The following is a 16,914-nucleotide window of genomic DNA, read 5'->3' as shown; positions in this document are numbered from 1 at the left end:
CTTTTATTATGGACATATTTTATAGTTATATAAAAAACCGATTCTACTAAGAATCATTTTTTCTGCTTTATAACAAAAATATTTATTTTCAATCCAAGATAACACTTGTTGCAGAATCCAGTAAATTCCTTCCTTGTTGTACAAGCGTATTTCCATTAGAGTAGTCACTATGTATGTTGGTAAAATGAAAACTTCACTTCACTACCTCAAATTTATTATACTCGTAAAAAGATAATTGAAAACGATATTCCGGATGCTCTCTCACCCAATCGTAGGCTTCTTCTAAAATTCCCATTTTGTTTTGTAGGTCATTAAGTTCACTACATTTGTCCTTTTTCTGTTTGCACAGAGGGCAGAATCCATTTACTATGTCGGCACTTGTCGCCCTAATAGTTTTACTTTTTAAGTCAACTACTAAACGAAGAAGAAGAGAATACTCAGCTTTTGTAGTCACCGTCATTTCAGCAACCCCATCCTCATTCCAAAAGACACCGTTTAATTCCATCTGTACGGTGACATCTTTAATATCCAAGTCTATCACTATCACACCTCCCTTGTATAAAACTCATATTTTACTCTTCGATTTTAACCTTTAATACACCACGCTTTAAAGATATATTAAGCTTTTTCCAATTCTTCTTCTTTGCTATGAAAGGAAGTATAATTACTGCTGATAGCGTGGCAAATATTATCCCCAAAACTAAAACTGTTACAATGTTAAAGATTGCTTCCATTTAACTCTACCCTCTTTCATTTCTATGGGCTCTAATTTTATGAATGTATTTAAAAATTCTTACCACCCCTTAATTTTCAAAGCAATTATAATGGCCCAATCACAACAAATCAATTCCTATTTAATATGAATACTTTATTCATCCATCAGTATAATGATGTTAAATTTATGTAGCTAGAAATAGAGGAGAATGTCATTTAACCTCTACATTCTCCTCCATCTCAGCCAAATACCTAATCTGTCGTTCCGCTTTTCTCACTGCCGTACGAAAATGTTTTTTCAGGAGTTCTACTGTATTTTCACTTATATAATATCTTTCCGTTATACTTTCCCACGTGTCACTACTTTCAAATGTACTCCATTCAAAAGGGCGTTCTGTATTTTTCTTTAGTTCTTTAAACACCCATTTCCGCATCTTTTTTTTCGCTTTTTCTGTTAGTTTTCCGTTTTTTACAAGTTCAAGTTCACCATGTCTTTTGTATCGCTTATTAATATCTCTCTCGCTATACACTTTAAGAAGTATATTTGCTGTATTTTCGGCATCTGCTAAAGCACGGTGCTGTTTCCCTTCCCACGTTAAAGCGAGCTGTTCTACCGCAAATTGTAAACTTGGCGTATGTTCAAACAATTCCTCATATGCTTGGAAAACAAATTTTTGCAAATCAATTCTACTTTCTTTTTCTATAATGGGGCATTCAACACCATGTAATGTACAATCATGAGATAGAAAGCGATAATCTTCTTTTCCCCATGAAACAAATATAGAATCTTCTCCGATAAACTGAATAAATTTCTCTATAATTTGAGGGAATTTGTCTACAGCCATTAAATCTTTCTTCGTAATACCGGTTAATTTTGTTGTATGACGAGTTAATCGTGCACTTGGTTTTACTAACTCCGAAAATTCTTCAATTATCTTCATTGTACCTATTTCTATTTTTACAGCTCCGATATCAACTATTTCTGACGGATCTTCTGATTTATACGGTCTGAAATTCCTCTCAATATCAAACACAATGAAATGTGTAGCGTTTTTCAATTTATTTACCTCTTTCTAAATTCCTTTTTCACACAAACACTCTATTTTCAGTATTTATTTATTCATGTACTTTATACAAAAATCCTTCGAATAAATAAATGAAAATTCAGTCTTATTATGATATGTAAGTAGGAGGACATCTATAAAAATGCAAAAAAAAAGAAGGGCGAGCCCTTCTTTTTTCAAAAATTACTTCTTGTTTACGTTAGTAGCTTGAGGTCCACGGTTACCTTGTTCTACTTCGAAAGTAACTTCTTGACCTTCTTCTAAAGTTTTGAAGCCTTCGCCTTGGATAGCTGAGAAATGAACGAATACGTCTTCTCCGCCTTCAACTTCGATGAAACCGAAACCTTTTTCTGAGTTAAACCATTTTACTTTACCGTTTTGCATGAAAAAAATCCTCCTACAATGTACCTATATGTACATATTCATTTTCAACCACCTTACAATAATAAGCCAGATATTAAAAAACTGCAACCCCTGAGGAGATTTAACATTGCTATCCTCCTCGGAAGTTACAGCTCATTTAAATCTCTATATTATTAAAAGTAAAATGGTTTAAACATACTATATCATATCAATATAATAAAAGTAAAGTTTTTTCTTAAATTATTTTTTGTTCCCACTGCATTGCTTTTAATTCACCTGATCCAGCTACTACATAACCATCTTTTTGATTAACAATGCGCCATCCGTGCCCTTTAACTGAATCACATACTGTAACAATACCTTCGTCAAGAAGTACACGGCACACACTACTAATACCCGCCTTATTTTGTGTTGAAGTTGTATATAAGACATGTTGGTCTACACTTAAGTCTAAATAACTACTTGCTTTCTGCTCACTTTGACATGTATGCCAATATATTTTTTCACTCGCAATACTGTCATCTATTTTACAATAAGAAATATTCCCGCTAACTCCCTTGCACGATCCACTTGCCGCTACTAAATAAGAATTGTGTAAAGTCAACGCAGAGATCATTTGATTCATCGTAATTTTAATCCTCTTTAATTTACGTGTCTTCAAATCAAAGAGCCAAACACCACCATACTTAGCATGTATTTTCGTACCAATAAATAAGTAATGTTTATATAAAAATAATGATCGAATAGACGGTGCCGCACTGCCATACTCAAGAAACGGATGAATAGTCTCCCATGTCGAACCGAAATTATTAGAAAGATACAGCGTTTTTTCTCCATGAGCAACAACAGTTCCTTGTACATTGCTACATACATTCCAACTTGTTGCTTTTGTTGGAAAACGCTGAATTGTCCAGTTCTCTCCACTATTCATACTACGAATAAAAATCCCTTCGTCACCTACACCATAAACTACATTATCTTCGCTATGTAAATCCCTAATTCGTTTTTGAAAACCATTTAAAATTCGTTTCCATTCTCCGTCTTGTTCAACAAATAAGCCATTATATGTAGTAGCTAACAACAGTTTTCCATCTCTTAACTTTGTAATAGCAGTTGCACTTAACATCGTCTCCACGTTGACACTCCCATTCTTAGAACTTCTCAGCAAATGCAATTGCAAAATTACTGCATTTTTCAACATCCTCTTGATCTTCTGGAGCTAATTCAATTTTCAGCCCTTCTTGTACAAGCTCTGCACCTCGTTCTACAAGGCGTTCTTCAAATATCGTTACCGCTTCACAAAACAGTTCATACGCCGTATCACCTGATCCGAATACCGCTACCTTTTTCCCAGCTAAATCTATATTTTCTAAGTCCTCATGAAAATCTTCTGCTTCAAATGGTAATTCACCATCGCCCCACGTATAAGATCCTAAAATGATTCCATCATAAGCTAATAATTCTTCAGCATCCATGCCTTCCATCTCTTGCAACACTACTTCATGATCAAAAGCATCTAAACTAACTTTAATTAAATCAGCAATACTCTCTGTATTTCCTGACATACTTGCATAAGCTATTAAAATTTTTGCCACTTTGGCATCCCCCTCTAACAATAAATGATTCTCATTCTCATTATATTAATAATGAGAATCAATTTCAATTGATTTTTTCTACTTTTATTTACATTTCACATTACTTATTTCAAATAAAGTGAAACTTTAATGAGTCCTCACCAATCAGGATTTTTCAGACAGCCCACAAATAGAGGAATAAATAAAAAAAGCACAGATGACTATACAATCATCTGTGCTTTTTTATTACTTTTTAAAAATACCAAAAGGCTTCCCTACTGGTAAAACAACTTTTCCGAAGTGTGTGTTTAACACTGCTGCTGCTGAACCATAGAAAGATAATAATGAAATAAGAAGTTCAGAATATGCTGCTAAATTATGCATTGCGTGCGGCATAACACCTAAAGTACTTAATGAAAGACCAATAAATAAGAAATCAATAAGGACGAAGATCATAAATAATACTTTATGTGTTTCCATTGCACCAATCGTCATAAAGATTGTGAAAATCAAATATCCGATAAAGGCTACACCAAGCTGTTTTGAATCTGCAACTTGTGCTAATTTTTCGCCAAATACTCCAAGTTGAATTAACCAAGTCATTCCAACACCTAACCAAAATAGGCCGTACGCACCAAATGCTGTCGTACCGAATGTATTGTTATGCTTTGCATCGTGAATGCAAGCAAAGATTTGTGCAAATCCTCCTAAAAAGATTGCCCATGGTAATACAAGTGAAACGCCATCTGTTAAGCCTAACTTTTGAGATGATGCTACAAGTGTTACCATCGCTAATCCAAATAGACCAATTCCAGATGGATCCGCTGTTGTCATTTTCACATGATGTGTAGTAGTTTGATTGCTCATATAAACCTCCTGATTATAAACATACTCGAATACAATACTTAAATCAGAAGCCTATGTCAATGGTTTTTTTTGTATGTTGTCAGACGTTATATTTTATAATAATTAAATATATTTCCGACCACTTCATAAGGTTTTATATTCACTTTTTCCAACTCGTTTATCGGTAGCCATAACGGAATATAACTCCCTCTACCTTCCCGCTGAAATTCCTCACCTGTTCCGCTTCCGAACACTCCGCCTGTAATATAGGCGCCATAATAATATTCATTTCCTTTATATTTTAACTTTGCAATAAGGTGCTCCACTTGTATATATACCCCTAATTCTTCGTATACCTCTCTTTTCGTTGCTTCTTCAGGCGTTTCACCTTCCTCAATCCCTCCGCCAGGAAAAACATAATATGTTTCCTCTTCTCGAATACGTTTTATAAGAGCGATTTTTCCTTCCTGTACAATGATGGCCGCCCCGCGATTTCTTATCATTTTATTACCTCAATACGAATCGCAACTGTTCCCCACTCTTTTTCTTGTTCTTTCGTATATATTTTGTATGTACTTTCTAACATTTCCTCTAAACTATCATTTTCACAATCCAATAATTTTTTATCAATTTGTTCATACATAGATTTAAAGCTCTCGTATCGCTTTATTTCCGTTACTTTTACCGTCATCATTTCTGTTGTCGTAAGATTCGTAAATACGATTTCATCGTCTTTGTTTATTAGTTGACGTTTTTTATCGTATAGGCGTACTTCATATACTTTTTTCCCTGATTGAATTGACTGAAACGGTTTATTATATAAACCCATTTCGTATCGCATATATCCCACTCCCTTTTGTTCATTTCACCTATTAATACAGTTCACATTACTACATCTTGCATATAATATTCCATACGTATCGCTTAATTGAGAAAGGAGGCTGAAGAAGCATGTTATATTTAAATCAAAAACCTGAATATAATAAATATGATATTGGTGATTATACTTATAGTAAAGTAGGGCCAACCATTTTTTCTTGGAACGATGAAACAAAATTAAAAATAGGTAAGTTTTGTTCATTAGCAGAAGAAGTCGTTTTCATACTTGGCGGTGAACATCGCGCAGACTGGATAACGACTTATCCATTTAATGCACTTTTTGATGAAGGAGCACATATTACTGGTCACCCTTCTTCAAAAGGTGATATCGTAGTCGGCAATGATGTATGGATTGGTTATCAATCCTGTATTTTATCTGGTGTTACAATTGGTAACGGGGCCATTATCGGCGCCAGGAGCGTTGTTACAAAAGACGTACCCCCGTATGCAATTGTAGCTGGTAATCCTGCAAAATTTGTTCGATATCGTTTCCCACAAGAAACGATTGACAAACTAGAGAATCTCGCATGGTGGGACTGGGACATTTCTGTTATAAAAGGAGCCATTCCATTACTACTCTCCGACAAAATCGACGAATTTTTCACCTCGCCTGAAAATGAATCTATATGATTAAAACAAAAAGAGCATCCAATTATTTTTCAGGATGCTCTTTCTGTTTTTATTTTTTATGTCCATGCAAATGATTACACGGAGAACATTGAAATGGAATCTTATCTAAGCAATTAAAGTTTGTTTCGCAAATTTGTTCAATCGTTGGAACAAATGGAATAACAACTATGTTACTTTCTACTATTTGTGTAACAGGTGGCAATACTGTGCCTACTTGATGTTCAAAACGAATACTCGCTTGATTTATATAATTTCCTGAACCATTTGGCGCGCTCTGTACTGCTACTTGGAACGAAACTGTCCTTGCTTCACCAGGATTTAAACTTCCGATAAGAAACCCTACTGCCGGGCTTACATTCGGCACTGGCGTATTATCAACCGTTACACTTCCAGGAACAAATCGAACACTACTATCTAACATATCTTGAAAACGAATATTTTGCATTACAGTATCACCCGTATTTGTGATGACTGTCGTAAACGTAATGACATCTCCAATTGTTGCTACCTGTAAATCTGCCGTTTTTACGACTGTCGTTGAGACATTTTGAGGAATAAACGGGATAACAACTGTATTACTATCACCTTCAACTACTACTGGCGGCTCATTCGGATTTACAGTTGCGAGCCCATTCGCTGTAGCGGTATTTGTAACTAAATTATTTACTTGCCCTCCTGTTATTACAACTTGGAAATTAATAATTGCTGCATCATTTGGCTGAAAATCACCTAACGGAATACCAGTATTCGGATTAGCAAATGGAAGAGGTACATCATTTACCGTTACCGTACCATTTATAAATAGCGTATTCGGATCAATGATATCTGTTAACACAATATTGGTCACAGGAACTGTACTATCATTTATAACAGCGATTCCGTAAGTGACAACATCCCCTATCATTGCTACTTCAAAGTTTGCTCCTTTTGCAACAAATAAGATTGCAGTATTTACCGTTACAATAACTGTATTGCTCGTGTCCATCACTGTAACTGGCGGCTCTCCTGGTACTAAAATATATTCTGCTAACGCTCCAGCAACGTTTACTACTGTTCCACCATCCGGAAAACTTGTAATCGTAGCTTCATATGTTACAAGTGCCGTCTCACCAATTGGTATATCAGGTATCGTAAATCCAATCTGCGGATTTAACCCCGGTTGCGGAACCCCATTTATCGTTACACTATTTGGAACGAAATCAGCTTCCTGAGATAGCACATCGATAAATTGAACATTCATTGCATCAGCAGTACCAGTATTTAATATACGAACAGTATACGTTACCGTTTCTCCTACACCAACAACTGAATGGTCTACTTCTTTTAGCATATCTAAGCTGCCTCTATTTACCGGCGTAACCGTCGTATTACTTGAATTTGTAATTGTAGACGGAGGTTCTCCTGGAATCAATTCAAAATCACCCGTTACTCTTGCTGTATTCATAATGCTACTAGAAGGCGGAACTGCGATTACATTTACTTCAAATGTAATTAATACACTATCCCCTACTGCAAGATCAGGCAATGCAAAGCCTACAAATGGATCTAAACCTACTTGCGGAATCCCATTTATTTGTACACTTCCAGGAACGAATTCTAAACTAGGTGATGGAACATCGATAAACTGAACATTCGTTGCTGTTACCGTTCCCGTATTTGTAACTTGCACACTATACGTTAACGTATCTCCTAATCGTGTCGCTTCTTTATTTATAGATTTTATAACGCTGAATCGTCCTCTATTCACTCTAGTTATCGTCGTATTACTCGGCTCTGTTACTACAACTGGTGGTTCTCCTGGCACTAAAGTAAAGCTTCCTGTTATATTTGCAACGTTCGTAATTGTTCCTGATGACGGGATGTTTGTAACTGTCGCTTGAAACGTCACTATAACTGTTTCACCTACCGGTATATCTCCAACTCCAAATCCAGTAATTGGATTTAAGTTTGGTTGCGAGGCTCCATTTATCGTTACACTATTTGGTACAAATGACGCCCCTGCTGAAATGGTATCAACAAACTGAACAGCATTAGCTGTTACTGTTCCTGTATTCGTTATTTGAACCGTATACGTTAATATATCTCCAACGAGAGTAGCAACCCTATTTACTTGTTTAATAACATTAAATTGCCCTCTATTTACAGTTGTAAGTGTTGTATTGCTCGGCTCTGTTACTATAACTGGTGGTTCTCCTGGTACTAATACAAAACTTCCAGTTACATTTGCCGTATTGGCAATTGTTCCGTTTGATGGCGCACTAACAACGGTTACTTGGAAGATGACTTCTACACTTTCACCTGGATTTATATCTGGAAGCGGGAATCCGTTATTCGGATTGAATCCAGGTTGTAACACACCATCTATCGTTACACTGTTCGGCACGAATGCTATAGAGGAAGGTAATACATCACTATATTGAACATTCGTTGCTGGCACTGTTCCTGTATTTTGAACTACTGTTGTATATGTGATTGTATCGCCTACTGCAACAACCGGCTGACTCACTGATTTTAAAACATTCAAACCAGGCTCATTGATTTCTGTTAATGTCGTATTACTTGTCGTTGTTTCCGTAATAGGCGGTTCTGTTTCACTTACAGCAAATGTAGCTGTAACGTCTACAAAATTAACAATCGTTCCACCTTCTGGTATGCTTGTAACCACTTCCTGATATGTGACAAGTACAAAATCATCGACTGGTATATCTGGAACTGTAAAACCAATGAAAGGATCTAATCCTGGTGCTGGTACCCCGTTTATGCTCACACTTCCTGGTACAAATGCTACACCCGCGGAAGTAGTATCGATAAATTGAACATTCGTCGCTGGCACTGTTCCGAAATTAAAAATCAATACATCATACGTTAATATTTCTCCTACCGTCGCTACTTCTTTATCTACTAGTTTCAATGGAAAAATAAACGCTATATTAATTGTCGTAACGACTAAATTTGTTAATATCGTTTCCGTAATCGGTGGTTCCTGCGGATTTGGTTGTGAAGTAAATGTAACATCTGCATCATTTAATATGACTTCATTATCTGGAATTTCTGTAATCGTCACTTGGAATGTGACCTCAATACTTCCACCAGCGATTAATAATGGAGTAACTGTAAATCCTATTTCTGGATTTAAACCAAGTTGCTGCACTCCACCTATCGTTACACTATTGTCAACAAACGTCGTTCCTTCTGGTATGACATCTTGGAAGAACACATCTGTAACAGGGATAATTCCTACGTTTGAAATGAGCACAGTATACGTTAATACATCCCCAACGGCCCCAGTTGCAACATCAACTGTTTTTGTTGCAGTTACTTCACCAGGAGGAGGTAACGGTATTGTAACTACCGTTGTATTACTTGAATTCGTTGTTGTTACAGGTGGCTGTAAAGGATTTAATAAGAAAGTGGCTGTAGCAGATGCTGTATTTAATACTGCTCCACGTGTAGACGGTGCAACTACCGTAACTTGGAACGTTACTGTCAATGATGTTCCAGCTGCAATATTAGGAAGCGGGAAACCAACATTTGGGTCAAATCCAGGTTGTGGCGTTCCATTTATCGTTACACTATTTGCTACAAAAGTTGTTTCTAAAGCAATTGAATCAAGGAAAGAGACATTCGTTGCTGTTACTGTACCGTTATTTCGAATGACAACAGAATACGTGTAAGTTTCTCCAAGTGATGCTTGTTGTACAGATGAAGATTTTTGTATATTTAACTGTGCTGTGTTTACTTGCGTCACTACAAAATTACTATTTGTAACAGTCGTTATTGGAGGGTTTGCTGGATTTATAAGAAAACTTGCAGTAACGTTCGATTGGTTTCTTATATTTCCACCGCTCGGAACACTCGTCACTGTAACTTGAAACGTAATCGTAGCCGTTTGCCCGACCGGAATATTTGGTACCGGGAAACCTAGCATAGGATCCGCGCCTTGCTGTACGACTCCATTTATCGTCACACTATTTGCTACAAAGGCAGTACCAGACGGAATTGGATCTTGAAAAACAATATTCGTTGCAGGAACAGTTCCTGTATTTTGAATAAGAATCGTATACGTTAACGTATCTCCTACACCGGCTTGTGGTGTATTTACACTCTTCATTACATTAAGTGATCCTACATTCACTCGCGTCACAACAATATTACTAATCGTTACAATTGTAATTGGTGGCTGGAGAGGACTTACCTGGAAATCAGCAGTGACATTCGCATTATTCGGAAGAACTCTATTTGGTGGTACACTCGTGATTGTCACTTGAAAAGTGACCGTCACCGTACCTCCTACTGGAATATTAGCAAGTGGAAATCCAGTTGTCGGGTTTAAACCTGGTTGAGGTGTCCCGTTTATTGTTACACTATTCGCTACAAAAGTGGTTCCAACTGGAATCGGATCAAGGAATGATACATTTGTCGCTGTCACCGTTCCACTATTTTGTATACGAACTGTATACGTTAACGTATCTCCTACACCGGCTTCAGTAGCACTTACACTTTTCATTACATTTAACCCTGAAGAATTCACGATCGTCATAACAGTATTACTTGGTACTGTTACAGTAATCGGTGGCTCTGTTGGATTTACAAGGAAATCTCCAGTTACATTCGCATTATTTACAACATTATTTCCTTGGGGAATTTCATCAATTAATACTTCAAATGTAACAATAACACTGGCGCCAGTAGGCAAATTATTTAATGGGAATCCAAGTTCTGGATCTGCCCCTTCTTGTAAAACACCATTCACAACTACACTATTTTCAATAAATAATGTCCCTTGGGGAATTGAATCTTGGAAAAATACATTCGTAGCTGGTACACTACCTGCATTTATGACTTCTATTGTATATACTAAAATATCCCCTACTGTTGCAACATCCGCATTCACTGATTTCACAACTTCAAAGTTCCCTGATTGTACAGTTGTATTCACAATGTTACTCGGAACATTGATTGTTACTGGTGGTTCACTCGGATTCACTTGAAAGCTTGCTGTTACATTTGCTTGATTTAAAATATCTTCATTTTCTGGATTCTGTACAATTACTACGTCAAATGTGACTACAACCGTTTGAGCCGCAGGAATATTCGGAAGAGAGAATCCTGTATTCGGATTTAGTCCATTTTGCTGTACTCCATTAATTGTTACAGAATTTGCAACAAATGAAACAGCAGAAGAAATAGGGTCTTGGAAAAATACACTTGTTAACGGAACGTTCCCTGTATTTTGGACGGCAATTGTGTACGTTAAAGTATCCCCTACCGCCGCTTGCGTTGTATTTACTTCTTTTATTACATTTAAACCGCCTGTATTAACTTGTGTCACAACTGTATTCGTTTGTCTATTAATTGTTATCGGTGGCTGATTCGGAATAACGACGAAATTAGCAGATACATTTCCGCGATTCGCAATCGTACCTCCCGATGGTGTAGATGTTACTCGTACTTGAAATGTAACAGTCCTACTTCCGCCAGGAGATATATTAGCTACTGTAAACCCAGTCGCTGGATTTACCCCAGGTTGTGAAACCCCATCCACAGTCACACTATTTGCGATAAATGTCGTTCCAATTGGGATCGGATCTTGAAAAATAACGTTCGTTGCAAGTACATTTCCTGTATTTTGAATTGTTACCGTGTACGTAAGAACGTCGTTAACCGTTGCAAAAGCTTTATCCACTGTTTTTCTCGTTGTTATATCAGCTATATTAATTGTCGTAACTACAGTATTACTTGTCGCTTGCCCTGAAACTGGTTGTTGACCAGGCACTGGAGTAAAGTTAAATGTTACACTCGCACGGTTTGGAATTGGATTGACAAGAGGGTTCGATGTTACTCGTACTTGAAAGCGCACTACAGTCGTTTGCGATGCATTAATACTTCCAAGATTAATACTACTTGCTGGATTCGCTCCTGGACGCGCTACTCCATTTACCGTAACGCTATTTGCGACAAATGTTGTTCCAGCAGGGATACTATCAACAAAAATAACATTGTTCGCAGTGACGTTTCCATTATTTGTGACATTAACTGTGTACGTTAATACATCATTAAGCGTTGCCGTCTGTAAATCTACAGATTTCTGCATACTTATAGTTGCTTGATTCACTGTCGTTTGTACTGTGTTTGAAGAAGACGTACTTGTAATAGGAGGACTACCAACGAAGGGACGGAATTGATATGACACCATTGCACGATTTAAAATAGGATTGAGATTCGGGAATGATGTTATTCGAACTTGAAATGTAACAATTCTTTGCGTGTTATTTGGGATTGTGCCTAAATTAATTCCATTAGCAGGGTTTGCATTCGGCTGTGTTACTCCCCCTACCGTAACACTACCTGCAACAAACGTCGTTCCGTTCGGAATACTATCACGTAATACAACGTTTTCTGCACTTCCTGTTCCTGTATTTGGGACCGTAATTGTATAAGTGAGAGTATCCCCTACCCCCGCGACTGTTCTATTAACTGATTTAACAGGATTAATAATTGGACCTGTTGCATCAATTTGAACACCAAAACCAGCTGCAGCGTATCCATCTCCATTTGTAACAAATCGAACCGTTGCTGATGTTTGACTGTTTACTAAAGATGAGGAGGCATCTACATTCGTAATATCCCACCCCTGTCTTCGGACGGCCAAAGCTACCCCTAACGGCTGATTCAAATCTCCAAACGTGCCGCTCGTATCTAAATTTCCACTGTCATTACAAATTTGTGACTGAAAGAAATTATTCGCAGGATTTCTCGGTCCGAATAATGCAACTGTAGCATTTGCATTCGGCCCAAAGCGAAGTTGATCTCCAACAATGTTAGAATCACCTTCTTGAGCAGTTACGAGCACTCTTCCTGTAACAGCTCCTGTTGCCGGCGTAGCAAAACCTGAAATTGTAGCATCAACTGGTGGGGATGAAGCATCGATAATTTCTTGACCTGCATATACTGACAAATTTCGAAGTGGTAAACTTGCATTTTGATACACAACCTCAAGCGTCCATCCAGCTGAACGACTGATTGTTGGGTCCGCTGAAGTTCTTGCAGCTGGCACAGCACCCGTTGTATATGTGCCTGCCCCACCTGCACTAACAAGATTCGTTACATTGGCAGAGCGAGCATAATAAAACTGATTTCCTACTGAACCTTGCTGCGCGGTAGCAGGATCTGGCGTAACAGAAAACGTCCCTGCTGGCGTTGTAAATGTAATGTTATCATTTAAAAATGGTAACACATCTTCCGTATCAGTCCGGAAAGTACCAGCCCAAACTAATTCTGCATATAATACACTGCTTCCCGCTGGAAGATTTAAAATTGCACTTGAAGAATTCAATTGCCATTCATCTGTTGTCCCTGCTGGGAACCCTGGTACTTGCAATGCTGTATTTACTGTCGTAAACACAGCAAGTGTACCAAAAATATTACCTGGTGCAGGTGATGTAGGGCTAAGTCCCAGCGTATTCCCAGTAAACGTGACGGCACCAGGTACTGTTGTCGTAAACCTATTTATAAAAGGCACACAATCATCTCATTTCAATTATAGTAAAAAGTGCTCTATACTATAAAATGTAGACAAACTATACAATGTACGTTGTCCAACAAAATTCCGCACATATGAGAGGGGTTTATAAAACTATGCGCTACGTTATCATAACAGGAACTTCACAAGGTTTAGGTGAGGCAATCGCTACGCAATTATTAGAAAAAAATACAACTGTCATCTCTATTTCTAGAAGAGAAAATAAAGAGCTTACGAAACTTGCAGAACAATATAACAGCAATTGCATTTTTCATTCCCTAGATCTTCAAGATGTACATAACTTAGAAACTAACTTTAAAGAGATCATTTCATCTATTAAAAAAGACAATGTATTCTCTATTCATTTAATTAATAATGCGGGTACAGTTGCACCTATGAAGCCAATCGAAAAAGCTGAAAGCGAACAATTCATTACGAACGTTCACATTAATTTACTTGCACCTATGATTCTTACATCTACATTTATGAAACATACAAAAGACTGGAAAGTAGATAAACGCGTTATTAACATTTCATCTGGTGCAGGAAAAAATCCTTACTTTGGCTGGGGCGCTTATTGTACAACGAAAGCTGGTGTAAATATGTTTACACAGTGCGTAGCAACTGAAGAAGTAGAAAAAGAATATCCAGTAAAAATCGTCGCTTTTGCACCTGGTGTTGTTGATACTAATATGCAATCACAAATTCGTGAAACAAATAAAGAAGATTTCATAAACTTGGACCGCTTCATTGCATTAAAAGAAGAAGGAAAACTATTATCACCTGAATATGTTGCGAAAGCTATTCGTAACTTACTAGAAACTGAGGACTTCCCTCAAGGCGAGATTATTAGAATTGATGAATAACAAAAAGGTGTGCTAAAATAGCACACCTTTTTGTTTTACTTCTCTAAAAATATAAGCACAGACTCCGCAATTTTCTCATAACCAATTTCTTGATAAATTTTATTCGATATCGGATTCGCTAAATCAGTATATAACGTAGTCGTCTTGTACCCTTCATCTAACATACGTTGACTAAGTGCCGCTACACAATTAGATGCGTATCCCTTTTTCCTTGCTTCTTTCGGCGTGTATACGAAATTAACTGTTATATTATTTTTAGTTGGTCTCGTTTTTGCAGCTACAGAAACAAGTTTCCTATCTACTTCCAAACCAAACAGTCGATTTGTAGTTATTAATGTATGCGCAGTTTGTTTTGCTTCTTCTTTCGTAGTAGGAAGCTTTACGTCTTCACAAAATTGATATATCCACTGTTCTATTAATGGTAATTCATCATTATTTACCGCCCGGAAAAGTCCGTTCGCATTACACTTCTTCTTTACTCTGTTCAGCTCATACACCCCTTGCTCCATTGCAACATTCATTTTCTTATTTTCTAATACCGCAATCTCTTCCGCTAATTTCTGTACAATTTTCTTATTACCGATCAATCCAGGAATATCTGGATATACTTTCGTTAACTCTTTTGCAAGTTCCTCAATAGCTACTCCCGAAATTTCAGAAGTTGCAACAATGATTTGTTTCTTCTCTTCTGTTTGCAGAAATACAACCGCAATCTCTTCTCCTTGTTTCGCTATCCCCATAAATATTGGTTGTTGGATCATTTGTAATACACCTAATATGAGATTGTTTTCCTGCTCATTCTTTTCTAGAAATGGTGTAACATCTTCTTTAAAATGAAAAATCTCTTCATATACATGTAATTGAATCATCGACAATCTCTTCTCTCTATTTATATTTTAATTAAGTATTGGCGATTAATTCATTAAATCCCTCTTTTACGATTCAATAATATTCAAAACTAATGTATTTAAAGCATTTTCAGCTTGTAAAATTCTCTGTCTTTCCTTTTCAAATACATCTTCTTCTTTTCGAAATGACTCTTTTCGATTTTTAATCATACGATTCATTTCTTTTTTACTCGGTCCACCGTATACATTTCTTTTTTGAATAAAAGCTTCTGGCGATATAATTTCTTTCCACTCTTTTTCTAATAAATTTATTTTAAAATGTTCTTGCAAGTACATATTTATCTCTTTGAAGTGTAATTCATGTAGTTCTTTTTTCTGCTCCAATGACATATTTGCAATAGCACTTGCTGCATGATGAGCATGCCGAAATGGAATTTCATAGTTTTTTGTTAAAACATCGGCGAAATCCGTTATCGTTATTGCATGTTTATAGGAACGACTTTTTAACGTTTCTTCTTCTACTTTCATCGTTCGGATCACTGCATTCATCATACAAAAAACACGAATTGCCTTTTCAATTCCTTTATATAAATATGGCTGCAAGTCATCTTCCGTATCGACAATATCACCAAATGGTGTATTATGAATCATTTGAAATACTGTAAATGATTCTCCTAAAGCACTACTCGTAATTGCACGAGCGTGTTCAATTGAAACCGGATTTCGTTTTTGCGGCATTATACTACTGATTTGTACATATGGCTTTGCAACAGTAATACCGTCATATTCTTTCGTTGCTAACAACAAAAAGTCATGAATCCATCTACTCGTATTCGTCATCATTACCATAAGTAGCGAGCTAACTTCTAATAAATAATCCGCTCCGGCAACAGCATCATATGAGTTCTCAATTACAGTTGTAAATCCAAGTAGATGAGCAACTCGTTCTCGTTTAATCGGGAAACTTGTTGTAGAGAGTGCAGCTGCCCCCATTGGAGACTGATTTAAAAGCTGGTACGTTTTTTTCATTCGTTCTAAATCTCTTTGCATCGTATCGTAAATTGCTAAAGTATAATGACCAAATGTTGTTGGCTGTGCCGGTTGTGTATGTGTATAAGCTGGCATGATCGTTTCCTTATGATCATCAGTAAGTTGCAGTACACTTTCTTGCAATAGCAAATGATGTTCCATTAATCGTAATATATACCGCCTTAAACTCATGCGATACATCGTTACACCCATATCATTTCTACTTCTACCAATATGCATATTACTTACAAAATCGCATTTCGCTTCTTGAGAAATTAAATGTTCGATTAAAAAAAAGAGGTCTTCATGCTGCTCTGTATATACCAATTTACCTTTTGGTATTCGCTCTACTTTTCTAAGTGCGTTTAATATAACTTTAGCTTCTTCTATTTTCATTAAACTTTCTTCAGTCAGCATCGTAATGTGTGCTTTATGCACTTGAAACATATCTTTCAATAAGTAATTTCGTTGAAAATCAAATACATGTTGTAATACACAATCCACATATGTTTTTCCAGGGAAATCAGCGCCTTCACTCTTTATAAACTCTTCCTTACTCTGTTTCATCACCTTTTCCCC

General features: G+C 36.7%; 14 protein-coding genes. 2 read left to right on the top strand and 12 right to left on the bottom strand.

What is annotated here, in order from left to right:
* Positions 1 to 193: 193 nt before the first annotated feature.
* The 9 genes from ACQRBL_RS17205 to ACQRBL_RS17165 all read right to left on the bottom strand — a co-directional run bounded on the left by ACQRBL_RS17205 (position 194) and on the right by ACQRBL_RS17165 (position 5,402).
* On the bottom strand, positions 194 to 541 hold the full coding sequence (locus tag ACQRBL_RS17205) for a hypothetical protein (protein WP_000566112.1): 348 nt from the start codon (positions 539 to 541) through the stop codon (positions 194 to 196).
* Positions 542 to 572: 31 nt separating this feature from the next.
* Complete coding sequence (locus ACQRBL_RS17200; RefSeq protein WP_000387293.1) at positions 573 to 734, bottom strand: hypothetical protein; 162 nt, start codon at positions 732 to 734, stop codon at positions 573 to 575.
* Positions 735 to 926: 192 nt separating this feature from the next.
* Positions 927 to 1,772, bottom strand: coding sequence for an exonuclease (locus ACQRBL_RS17195; RefSeq protein ID WP_016512466.1), 846 nt, complete (start codon positions 1,770 to 1,772; stop codon positions 927 to 929).
* A 189-nt stretch (positions 1,773 to 1,961) separates the two neighbouring features.
* Complete coding sequence (cspB, locus tag ACQRBL_RS17190) at positions 1,962 to 2,162, bottom strand: cold shock-like protein CspB (protein WP_001179150.1); 201 nt, start codon at positions 2,160 to 2,162, stop codon at positions 1,962 to 1,964.
* Between the two features lie 214 nt (positions 2,163 to 2,376).
* Positions 2,377 to 3,276, bottom strand: a complete 900-nt coding sequence (locus tag ACQRBL_RS17185) for a WD40/YVTN/BNR-like repeat-containing protein (protein ID WP_000449499.1) — start codon at positions 3,274 to 3,276, stop codon at positions 2,377 to 2,379.
* A 16-nt stretch (positions 3,277 to 3,292) separates the two neighbouring features.
* Positions 3,293 to 3,736, bottom strand: a complete 444-nt coding sequence (locus ACQRBL_RS17180) for a flavodoxin (protein WP_001062759.1) — start codon at positions 3,734 to 3,736, stop codon at positions 3,293 to 3,295.
* Between the two features lie 225 nt (positions 3,737 to 3,961).
* Positions 3,962 to 4,582 carry an acetate uptake transporter gene (locus ACQRBL_RS17175; protein ID WP_000070945.1) on the bottom strand — a complete coding sequence of 207 codons (621 nt, stop codon included), beginning with the start codon at positions 4,580 to 4,582 and terminating at the stop codon, positions 3,962 to 3,964.
* A gap of 86 nt (positions 4,583 to 4,668) precedes the next feature.
* Positions 4,669 to 5,064, bottom strand: coding sequence for an NUDIX hydrolase (locus ACQRBL_RS17170; RefSeq protein WP_000620832.1), 396 nt, complete (start codon positions 5,062 to 5,064; stop codon positions 4,669 to 4,671).
* Positions 5,061 to 5,402 carry an ASCH domain-containing protein gene (locus ACQRBL_RS17165; protein WP_001268359.1) on the bottom strand — a complete coding sequence of 114 codons (342 nt, stop codon included), beginning with the start codon at positions 5,400 to 5,402 and terminating at the stop codon, positions 5,061 to 5,063. Before ACQRBL_RS17165 ends, ACQRBL_RS17170 begins: the two co-directional genes overlap by 4 nt.
* A 110-nt stretch (positions 5,403 to 5,512) precedes the next feature.
* Here ACQRBL_RS17165 and ACQRBL_RS17160 point away from each other — a divergent pair, with 110 nt between their 5' ends.
* On the top strand, positions 5,513 to 6,070 hold the full coding sequence (locus tag ACQRBL_RS17160) for a CatB-related O-acetyltransferase (protein ID WP_000966308.1): 558 nt from the start codon (positions 5,513 to 5,515) through the stop codon (positions 6,068 to 6,070).
* 49 nt (positions 6,071 to 6,119) lie between these two features.
* Here the strand turns inward: ACQRBL_RS17160 and ACQRBL_RS17155 are convergent, their stop codons facing one another.
* Positions 6,120 to 13,592 carry a DUF7507 domain-containing protein gene (locus ACQRBL_RS17155; RefSeq protein ID WP_411996474.1) on the bottom strand — a complete coding sequence of 2,491 codons (7,473 nt, stop codon included), beginning with the start codon at positions 13,590 to 13,592 and terminating at the stop codon, positions 6,120 to 6,122.
* Positions 13,593 to 13,708: 116 nt separating this feature from the next.
* Between ACQRBL_RS17155 and ACQRBL_RS17150 the strand changes: the two genes are divergently transcribed.
* Positions 13,709 to 14,458 (top strand): (S)-benzoin forming benzil reductase, encoded by a 750-nt coding sequence (locus ACQRBL_RS17150; protein ID WP_063548294.1) that lies wholly within the window; start codon positions 13,709 to 13,711, stop codon positions 14,456 to 14,458.
* Between the two features lie 35 nt (positions 14,459 to 14,493).
* Here ACQRBL_RS17150 and ACQRBL_RS17145 read toward each other — a convergent pair whose 3' ends face one another.
* Positions 14,494 to 15,327: a GNAT family N-acetyltransferase gene (locus ACQRBL_RS17145; RefSeq protein ID WP_023522690.1), complete on the bottom strand. Its 834-nt coding sequence runs from the start codon at positions 15,325 to 15,327 to the stop codon at positions 14,494 to 14,496.
* A gap of 66 nt (positions 15,328 to 15,393) precedes the next feature.
* A complete protein-coding gene (argH, locus tag ACQRBL_RS17140) occupies positions 15,394 to 16,902 on the bottom strand; it encodes an argininosuccinate lyase (protein ID WP_097920559.1) in 1,509 nt (502 codons plus the stop codon).
* Positions 16,903 to 16,914 lie beyond the last annotated feature (12 nt).

Origin of the sequence: Bacillus sp. AF62, assembly GCF_050312695.1 — a bacterium.
In the GTDB taxonomy this organism is placed as follows: domain Bacteria; phylum Bacillota; class Bacilli; order Bacillales; family Bacillaceae_G; genus Bacillus_A; species Bacillus_A cereus.
This window is presented reverse-complemented; position numbering and strand designations above follow the sequence as displayed.

Bases quoted from the DNA above. Each gene is read 5' to 3' on its own strand.
- ACQRBL_RS17200 (WP_000387293.1), bottom strand. From the start codon at position 734: ATGGAAGCAATCTTTAACATTGTAACAGTTTTAGTTTTGGGGATAATA.
- cspB (WP_001179150.1), bottom strand. From the start codon at position 2,162: ATGCAAAACGGTAAAGTAAAATGGTTTAACTCAGAAAAAGGTTTCGGT.
- ACQRBL_RS17175 (WP_000070945.1), bottom strand. From the start codon at position 4,582: ATGAGCAATCAAACTACTACACATCATGTGAAAATGACAACAGCGGAT.
- ACQRBL_RS17170 (WP_000620832.1), bottom strand. From the start codon at position 5,064: ATGATAAGAAATCGCGGGGCGGCCATCATTGTACAGGAAGGAAAAATC.
- ACQRBL_RS17165 (WP_001268359.1), bottom strand. From the start codon at position 5,402: ATGCGATACGAAATGGGTTTATATAATAAACCGTTTCAGTCAATTCAA.
- ACQRBL_RS17160 (WP_000966308.1), top strand. From the start codon at position 5,513: ATGTTATATTTAAATCAAAAACCTGAATATAATAAATATGATATTGGT.
- ACQRBL_RS17150 (WP_063548294.1), top strand. From the start codon at position 13,709: ATGCGCTACGTTATCATAACAGGAACTTCACAAGGTTTAGGTGAGGCA.
- ACQRBL_RS17145 (WP_023522690.1), bottom strand. From the start codon at position 15,327: ATGATTCAATTACATGTATATGAAGAGATTTTTCATTTTAAAGAAGAT.
- argH (WP_097920559.1), bottom strand. From the start codon at position 16,902: ATGAAACAGAGTAAGGAAGAGTTTATAAAGAGTGAAGGCGCTGATTTC.